The organism is Bacteroides sp. HF-4919 (assembly GCF_018860125.1).
Genome location: NZ_JAHKNF010000018.1, coordinates 88163 through 96860, shown reverse-complemented (window position 1 = coordinate 96860; position 8698 = coordinate 88163). Strand labels below are relative to the sequence as shown.

Below are 8698 nucleotides of genomic sequence, written 5' to 3'. Positions count from 1 at the left end.
AGCTAGCGTTCATCCTGAGCCAGGATCAAACTCTTCATTGTAAAAGTATTGTTATATATCCCGTAAGGGATAATATTAGCTCTGTTCAGGATGTCGAAAATTTATTGACGGTCATTTTTTCATATACCTATATAATAAGTATTGACGGTTCTAAATTTACTTGTACTACTTGTATTGTTTATCAATTTTTCAAAGAACTCTTCTTTTCGATTGTGCTTCGTTTCAAAAGCGGGTGCAAAGGTAAAAGGTTTATTTTAAAACACCAAATGTTTTGGAAGTTTTTTTTAAATGTTTTTCCCGGTCTGTTCTCTGGCTCTCTTAGCGAAAGGAAAAGGCACCGGAATAAACGCCTTTTATCGCGAATCGGACTGCAAAGATAACGAATTTTAATATTAAACTCCAAAGAAAAAGGAGATTATTTTGGTTATCCGTTAAGGCAATCAATACGCACTTGCAACATGTCAATTTCAATCGGCTCTCCGTCTCTTGGAAAGCGGGTGCAAAAGTACGCGATTTACCAATACAAGGCAAATATATAAGGAAGTTTTTTAAATAAAAATATAAATTTATATGTAAAGGGCTGAGGGAGAGACCGGTTTTAAAACAGGATTATGGGGAACGGAAAGGAAAAGAAGGAAAATGACACATTATTATATTATATAAAGGGGAAGTTTTCCGGAGAGGACGGAAAGGATATGTGCTACGAAAGGGAGGAGAACGAGTGTTTTGGGGTGGAATTGCGGAGAAAAATAGGGAATTGGAGGAAAATTGGAGGGGATGAAACTGGAATTGGACAGGGACTGAATGGAGAGTGAACGGGAATCAGATGGGAGTCAAACAGGGATTAAACTGAAAAGTCGGTGGGAATCAGACGAGGATTGGACGGAAATTAAAACAGGAATCAGACGGGGATTGAATGGAAATTGAGCAGGAGCCAAACAGTAATCAGACAAGGATCAAACAAGAATCAGACGGGAATTGAACGGAATCCTGCGTTAACATTGTTAATGCGGTTGGGGAAACATTTATTTCAGGGATGGAAATAACAAGGCTTTTGCTTCGAAAAGACTTGTTATTTGGAGACAAAAGCCTTGATTTAACATCCTGTTAAATCAGGTAATAGGAAGAGAAGAAACGAAAGGAAGAAAAAGATTGAAGATGAAGACAATAGAGAGACAAGGGAATGTTTTCCGGGAAAAGGGATAAGTGGCGGACCGAAAAGGATAGTTACGATTGAAGTAAGTATAGTTGCGATCAAAGCAGATATGGGTGCAATCAGAGCAGGTATAGGTGCAATTAAAGCAAGTGCCAATGCAATTCGGAAGAACACATTTGCGATCCGTAAAGCCTAGTTATACAATATTTTCACAAGCAAAATTTGGGATGGAAACGGGAGAAGCCTACCTTTTAAACCAAAGGCTCGTTGGTTTAAAACCAAGGAAGCGTTGATTTTAGAGGTAAAGGGTCTTGGTTTTAAAAGTAAAAGGATGGCCGTATAAGGAGGCTATAGGGGCGTTTTTCAGAAAATTGAGAAATGATCAGAGAAAAAGGGAGAATAAGGAAATATACCGATTTAAGAAAAGACGAAGTTGAAAATTAACGGTAATTGAACCACAGATTAAAGTAAGTCGTTACTATTCTTATCCTCCTCCCCTTCCATTTATAAGAATAGAATAAAAATAGTAACGACACTAACAATTTCTATTGAAAGCCCTTCTTACAAATAACCGGCATAAGAGGGCAACAGTAAATTTGTATAATCCGTAGTGAACTATTTACGACTCCTTCACCAACTGCCCCATAGCCCATACCGCCTTGACGTTTAGATCACGATCCAGGATCAGAATATCCGCATCTTTATCCTTCTGGAGAGATCCTTTACGGTCATAAACTCCCATAATACGGGCAGGAGTCTCAGAAGCCATACGTATGGCATCTGCCAGAGGAATATCAGCCTTCACCATCGTACGCACCAACTGATCCATGGTAGCAATACTACCTGCCAAGGCCGAACGGTCGGCAAGCTTGCACACACCGTCTTCTATAATAATACGGGGATCGTCAATTGCCTTGCCTTCAGCAGCCGCATATGAAAGTGCGTCGGTCACCAGGCAAGTATGCTCCACTCCCTTCAGCTTATAAGCCAGTTTCAAAATAGTGGAAGGCAAATGAATGCCGTCAGCAATCAGCTCGATAGTCATGCCATCGGTCAGGTAGACACTCTCAACCGTTCCCTCGTATTTATATTCGCGACGCTTATGAAAGCCCGGCATTGCATTGTAGAAGTGCGCAGCATGTGTAAATCCTGCCTCGTATGCTTCCTTTATGCCATCATATTCGGCTTCCGTATGCGAAACAGCTCCTACAATTCCCTTCGACTTCAGATAACGTGCAAAGTCAAGTGCTCCGGGCAGTTCGGGAGAGGCATCCCAACGCTTGATGCAATCGGTGCTTTCAAGCAAAGAGGTGTATTCTGCCACATCGACTTCTTTCACTTGGTTTGCAAACTGTTCTCCCGCCATCTTACGGTTCAGGTAAGGGCCTTCCACATGCAAGCCGAGTATCGGGCTATCGGGTTCGGCCATCAGTTTTTCGCATATATCTACAGCTTTGCGTATTTCGGAGAACGGAGAAGAAGAAAGTGTCGGGAAAAAGCTGGTGGCACCGTGCTTCATGTGTGCAGCTATCGCCGTACGGAAAGCCTCTTCGGTACATTCTGTAAAATCGTGTCCTCCCCCACCATGGGCATGCATACAAACAAAGCCGGGAACAATATACATTCCTCTGGCATCCACCAGATTGGCACCGATCAGCGCCAGATCGCAATTAGTTACTTCCAGAATTTTTCCATCTCTCATCAACACAGAACCTTCGTTCAACCAACCTTGCGGAGTAAATATGCGTCCATTGATAATTTGAGTCAACATGATAAATTATAGTATTAGAGATTCATACTCGTGTTATTTTTGTTTATTGGAAACAAAATTAGACACTTCTGTTGAGATAGAAAAATAAAATAGCTTTTCTTTTCAGTTTTATTTCAGAAATAAGCCTTTTCTTTGCAGGTAGAAATAAAAAGCCCTATGAAAATATTAATAATCGAAGACGAACCCTCACTGAGGGAACTTATCCAGCGTTCGCTCGAAAAAGAACGCTATGTAGTGGAAGCTGCCGCAGACTTCCAGTCGGGATTACGCAAGATAGAGGACTACGATTACGACTGTGTCTTGCTGGACATTATGTTGCCTGACGGCAATGGGCTGAACCTGCTGGAGCAACTGAAAAAGATGCGTAAACGGGAAAACGTAATTATCATCTCGGCCAAAGACTCCCTGGACGATAAAGTACTGGGACTGGAACTGGGTGCCGACGACTATCTGCCCAAACCCTTTCACCTGGCCGAATTAAATGCCCGCATCAAAAGTGTGATCCGACGCCAGCGACGCGACGGAGAAATGGACATACGCCTGGCCAACATACGTATTGTTCCCGATACATTCCAGGTATTCGTAGATGACAAGGAAATAGAATTAAACCGCAAAGAGTATGATATCCTTCTCTACTTTGCCAACCGTCCCGGACGACTGGTAAACAAAAACACGCTTGCCGAATCGGTGTGGGGAGATCATATCGACCAGGTAGACAATTTTGATTTCATCTATGCGCAAATCAAGAACCTGAGAAAGAAACTCAAAGATGCCGGTGCCTTGGCAGAACTGAAGGCTGTATATGGATTCGGCTACAAAATGACTGTTGAATAAAAAAAGACCCTACCTCCATGAAGTTGATATACCGCATTATCATCCGCATCGCACTCATGCTGACAGTTGTTCTCGGGGCATGGGCTGTATTTTTCTATATAGCCGTAATAGATGAAGTGAACGACGAAGTAGACGACTCTCTGGAGGATTACTCGGAAACCATCATTATCCGTGCCCTGGCCGGAGAAGAACTGCCCTCGAAAAACAATGGGTCGAACAATCAATACTATCTTAGAAAAGTAAGCAAAGAGTATGCCGACGAACGCGAAGATATCTGCTACAAAGACTCCATGGTCTATATTGTGGAGAAGGAAGAGACTGAACCGGCACGCATACTGACCACCTTATTCAAAGATGACGAAGGACAATATTACGAGCTTACCGTATCGACACCGACGATCGAGAAGGACGACCTGAAAGACGCCATGCTGGGATGGATTATTTTTCTGTACATCGTCCTGCTGCTCACCATCCTGATTGTCTGCATCTGGATATTTCACCGCAGCATGAAGCCACTTTACAACCTGCTGCGCTGGCTGGATGCCTACAGGATAGGCCGTCCCAATCGCCCTTTGAAGAATGAAACGCAAATTACGGAGTTCAGGAAGCTGAACGAGGCAGCCATCCGCAACGCGGAACGAAGCGAGCACATCTTTGAACAACAAAAGCAATTCATCGGCAATGCTTCACACGAAATGCAAACACCGTTGGCCATCTGTCGGAATCGCCTGGAAATGCTGATGGAAGACGACTCCTTGTCTGAAGCACAGTTGGAAGAGCTGATAAAAACGCACCAGACCCTGGAGCATATCACCAAGCTCAATAAATCGCTGCTGTTACTGTCCAAAATAGATAACGGACAATTCTCCGATACCCGAACGGTGGAGTTCAACAGCATGCTCAAGCGATATATAGAAGATTATAAAGAAGTATACGGCTATCGGGAAATTGAGCAGACGCTGGATGAACAGGGAATATTCCGGGCGGAGATGAATGAATCGCTGGCAGTAGCCCTGATAACGAACCTGCTCAAAAATGCGTTTGTACACAACGTAGACGGTGGGCATATCCGGATTGAAATAACCGGTCATAGCATGACCTTCAGGAATAGCGGCTCAGGCCGCCCCCTGGATGCGACCCATATCTTTGAACGATTCTATCAGGGAAGCAAAAAGGAAGGTTCGACCGGACTGGGACTTGCCATAGCCGACTCCATCTGCAAATTACAGCATCTCACACTCAGGTATTATTTTGAGAAAGATGAACACTGTTTCGAATTGCGGAAGAACAATTTCACCACAGATTACGCAGATTAACACAGAACGAATTTAATCCACTGAGAACCGGCGACATTCATCTGCGCAAACACGTGTAATCTGTGGTGGATACGACTCCCCGGCACACCTGCCTGTACAAATCATTTTCATACCTGTTGCGAGAAGGACTTCCCGCTCAGCGTTAAATATTGTGTAAATATACAGTATAAGTCCAACCGGATGAACAAGAGTAATCAAACTTTTATTTAGAAAAAAGTATCAAAATGGAGAGAATTCCCAATTCTTTTCAGAATCGACCTTCATCTTTGCATTATAAATTAATTGCTAAAAATAAAAACCAATAAAAAAAAGACGATTATGAAAAAGTTACTTCTTTTATTCGTATGCCTGTTCACTCTGCAAACCATCGCAAGAGCGGACGATGATAAACCGATTCAAGTAAGCCAGATGCCGCAGAAGGCACAGCAGTTCATCAAACAACACTTTGCCGGCAGCAACATTGCCATGGCCAAGGTTGAAAGCGATTTCTTACAGAAAAGCTACGATGTCATCTTCACCGACGGCAACAAAGTAGAGTTCGACAAGAAAGGAAACTGGACTGAAGTAAATTGCAAATTCAGTGTAGTGCCACAGGGCATAATACCCGCTCCTATCCAGAAGTACGTAACCACCAACTATGCGGATGCGAAGATTCTGAAAATAGAACGTGATAAAACAGATTACGAAGTGAAACTGTCCAACGGATGGGAACTAAAATTCGACTCTAAATTTAACTTAATCGATATCGATAACTGATGTTACGCACATATACGGGTATAATTCCGCTTTATTACAATATGCGCATAACATGAATTGACAACTAAAAAAAGTATAGTAGAAATGAAACTGAAAATGTATTTTCTTCTTTTGGCACTGGGTGCCCTGGGATTACAAAGCTGTGATAACGATGATGATGATGATCTGTCTTATGTACCGGCAGAACTGAAAAACGCATTCACCGCAAAGTACCCGACAGTCAGCAATGAAAAGTGGGAAACAAAAGGTAACTATTATGTGGCTGACTTCCGCCATCAAAACTATGAAACCTCTGCTTGGTTTACTCCGGACGGAACATGGCAAATGACAGAAACTGACATTCCATATCAGGCTCTGCCCTCAGCGGTAAAAAGTGCTTTTGAAAGCAGTGAATATGCAAAATGGAAAATAGATGATGTAGATATGCTGGAACGTCTGGATATGGAAACCGTATATGTCATCGAAGTAGAATCCGGCAAACAAGAGTTCGACCTGTATTATTCGGCAGAAGGAATCCTTATTAAAAACGTTGCAGACACGGACAATGATTCGGGAAATTACCTTCCGGCGGAAGTCCCCGCAGCCATCGAGAACTTTATAAAAGAGAAGTATCCGAATGCGCGCCTGGCAGAGGTTGAAGTGGAACATGGAATGACAGAAGTCGATATTATCCACAACAATATCAGCAAAGAGGTTGTATTCAACAGCTCCAACCAATGGGCATACACTTCCTGGGACGTACACCGGAATGCACTACCGGTTGAGGTAACCAATGCAATTGCCTCTTCACCACAATATGCCGGATATCACGTAGATGAAGCCGACTTTTTTGAAACTCCCACAGGCGAATACTATCTGGTTGAACTGGAAAAAGGAGAGCTGGAAGTAAAAGTGAAAATCACCACAAAAGGAGAATTCATCCCATAAGTACTAAAACCGTGACAGGTGACCGACCTGACACAATGCATAAAAAGTGTGTCAAAACTCTTTTCACCACGGAGTAACACAGAGTAGCACAGAGTCTTTTAACTAATAATCAATAACTTAAAATCGCCTCTGTGTTATTCTGTGTCCTCTGTGGTGAGTTTTGATTCAGCCTCACTTTTATTGCTTATTTATACCAACCGGTATCTGCCCAACCGGAAGCCTTATACCATCCCGTATCCCGGTAGGACGTATTGGTAGACTCCCTATTCGTCATTGGAATATAGGTGGAAAGCCCTTTCGCCTTTGAGTCCATGGTAAACATGCCGACGTATGCCGAATAGTTGCGCGGAGTCGACTTCCAGTAAACCATTACCTTATCAAAAGCCGCCTTCCATGCATCATAATCGCTGTTACCGGCTGTCAGCTTGTAAATATACTGATCGAGGTCATGATACAACGCCAGGTACCTCCGGTCATAACACATCACCCCTGAAAGATCGAAATCAGTCTTTCCCGTCACATATTTGGGAAGTATCTTTGCTGTGGCAGCTGCCAGATTTTCAAGTTCACTCATTTTTGCGACTCCCACCGAAACCCCACCGGTCCAGTTTTCATTAGTCAGCCCTACCCCGTCGTTATACCTGTTTTCATAGTAGGTATAATAAGCAGAGACAATCTTCATGGTCGGGTTTCCGGCAGTAAACATAGCGGGAACCACATCTTCATAAGGAGCTCCTACACCGGGAATTTCAGTAGGCGAGCTGATCATATAGTCACCGCAGTCACGTAAAGCATAAGCCACTTCCACCGACTCCATGAAACAGGCATCGAAGAGCAAGAAATCAAGCTTTGGAGCCACCTGTAAGGCTTCGTGCAGATCGTCTATATTCATATAATCATTGCCGTCTTGTCCGAACCAGCGCGTTTTGGCCGGCGAGGGTATCCATCCTTCTCCATGCGACCAGAAGCCCATACCGTAACTCTCTGCCTTATAAGTATTGAAAGCGGTTGAAATGACTTTTTTCATAACAGCCACATCCGTTGAGTTCTGTTCCGGATAGTTGGCAACCACTTCTTCCACAACCTGCCCTTTACTGTTTTTACCCAAACGAACCAGACGGGGAGCCGAATAGTCATCGATATAAACCAACAGATTATTAGACGTTGCATCGACCTGCTTCATTCCTTTTATCATTTCTTCCATATCCAGCCGGGCAAATGGAGACAAAGAGTTTTGCGCCATCATATAAATTAAAACCGTACGCGAACCATACGCCGGAAGAGTAGGTTCATCTTCATTCCGGCAAGCGCTGAACAACATGACAAAACTTACAAAAAAAAGAATCATTTTTGATTTCATATCTGTATTGAATTTAAAACCTAAAAAAAAGGATGCTTAAAAGCTCCTCCATCAGGAGCTTTTAAGCATCCCCTTCTTATATAACGTTTAAGTTATTCTTCCGGTTTAGTGAATTTAAAACTTTGGGTATCTATTTTCTCAAGAGCCACCGATTTATTCTTTTTATATTTGCCCAATACCTTTGCAGCCTCCTTTTCAAGTTTCTTCTGATTCTCCGAGAAGTAGATCATGCAAGTACGGTTGGACTGCCCTTTATCAATCTCCAGATAGTTTTTCAGTTGATAGCTGTATATCTCTCTATGCGGCAGAAATCCGTTTTTATCCAACGCCACGCTATCGAGTACCTGAATCTCGGTGTAGTATACCACTGTATCGGTAAATGACGCCGATACTCCAAAAGCATAAACGGGCTTATGTTCTCCTTTTTTCAACGAAAACGCCGAGCACAATGTAAACACTAACGCTACGGCAAACAGTATTTTTACGTATTTCATATTCTGTTATTATTTTAACTTCGCAAAGATAACAAAAAAAAACGCCCATCAAAAGATGAAGCGTTTTTTAAATACTTTTTCGGA

General features: G+C 42.8%; 8 protein-coding genes. 5 read left to right on the top strand and 3 right to left on the bottom strand.

Annotated elements, in window-relative coordinates; genetic code table 11:
• Positions 1–611: 611 nt before the first annotated feature.
• Positions 612–815 (top strand): hypothetical protein, encoded by a 204-nt coding sequence (locus KO473_RS22425; protein WP_122130866.1) that lies wholly within the window; start codon positions 612–614, stop codon positions 813–815.
• 960 nt (positions 816–1775) lie between these two features.
• Here KO473_RS22425 and nagA read toward each other — a convergent pair.
• Complete coding sequence (nagA, locus tag KO473_RS22420) at positions 1776–2927, bottom strand: N-acetylglucosamine-6-phosphate deacetylase (RefSeq protein ID WP_005788533.1); 1152 nt, start codon at positions 2925–2927, stop codon at positions 1776–1778.
• 156 nt (positions 2928–3083) lie between these two features.
• On the opposite strand from nagA, the gene KO473_RS22415 reads away from it, so the two are divergent.
• The 4 genes from KO473_RS22415 (at position 3084) to KO473_RS22400 (ending at position 6760) form a co-directional block, all read left to right on the top strand.
• Positions 3084–3761 carry a response regulator transcription factor gene (locus KO473_RS22415; RefSeq protein ID WP_005788535.1) on the top strand — a complete coding sequence of 226 codons (678 nt, stop codon included), beginning with the start codon at positions 3084–3086 and terminating at the stop codon, positions 3759–3761.
• Positions 3762–3778: 17 nt separating this feature from the next.
• A complete protein-coding gene (locus tag KO473_RS22410; RefSeq protein ID WP_122130864.1) occupies positions 3779–5077 on the top strand; it encodes a HAMP domain-containing sensor histidine kinase in 1299 nt (432 codons plus the stop codon).
• 318 nt (positions 5078–5395) lie between these two features.
• Positions 5396–5833 carry a PepSY-like domain-containing protein gene (locus KO473_RS22405; RefSeq protein ID WP_122130863.1) on the top strand — a complete coding sequence of 146 codons (438 nt, stop codon included), beginning with the start codon at positions 5396–5398 and terminating at the stop codon, positions 5831–5833.
• Between the two features lie 84 nt (positions 5834–5917).
• Positions 5918–6760 carry a PepSY-like domain-containing protein gene (locus tag KO473_RS22400; protein WP_122130861.1) on the top strand — a complete coding sequence of 281 codons (843 nt, stop codon included), beginning with the start codon at positions 5918–5920 and terminating at the stop codon, positions 6758–6760.
• Positions 6761–6944: 184 nt separating this feature from the next.
• Here KO473_RS22400 and KO473_RS22395 read toward each other — a convergent pair whose 3' ends face one another.
• Positions 6945–8120 (bottom strand): clostripain-related cysteine peptidase, encoded by a 1176-nt coding sequence (locus tag KO473_RS22395; RefSeq protein ID WP_005806771.1) that lies wholly within the window; start codon positions 8118–8120, stop codon positions 6945–6947.
• 92 nt (positions 8121–8212) lie between these two features.
• Positions 8213–8614, bottom strand: a complete 402-nt coding sequence (locus tag KO473_RS22390) for a hypothetical protein (protein WP_101603242.1) — start codon at positions 8612–8614, stop codon at positions 8213–8215.
• Positions 8615–8698 lie beyond the last annotated feature (84 nt).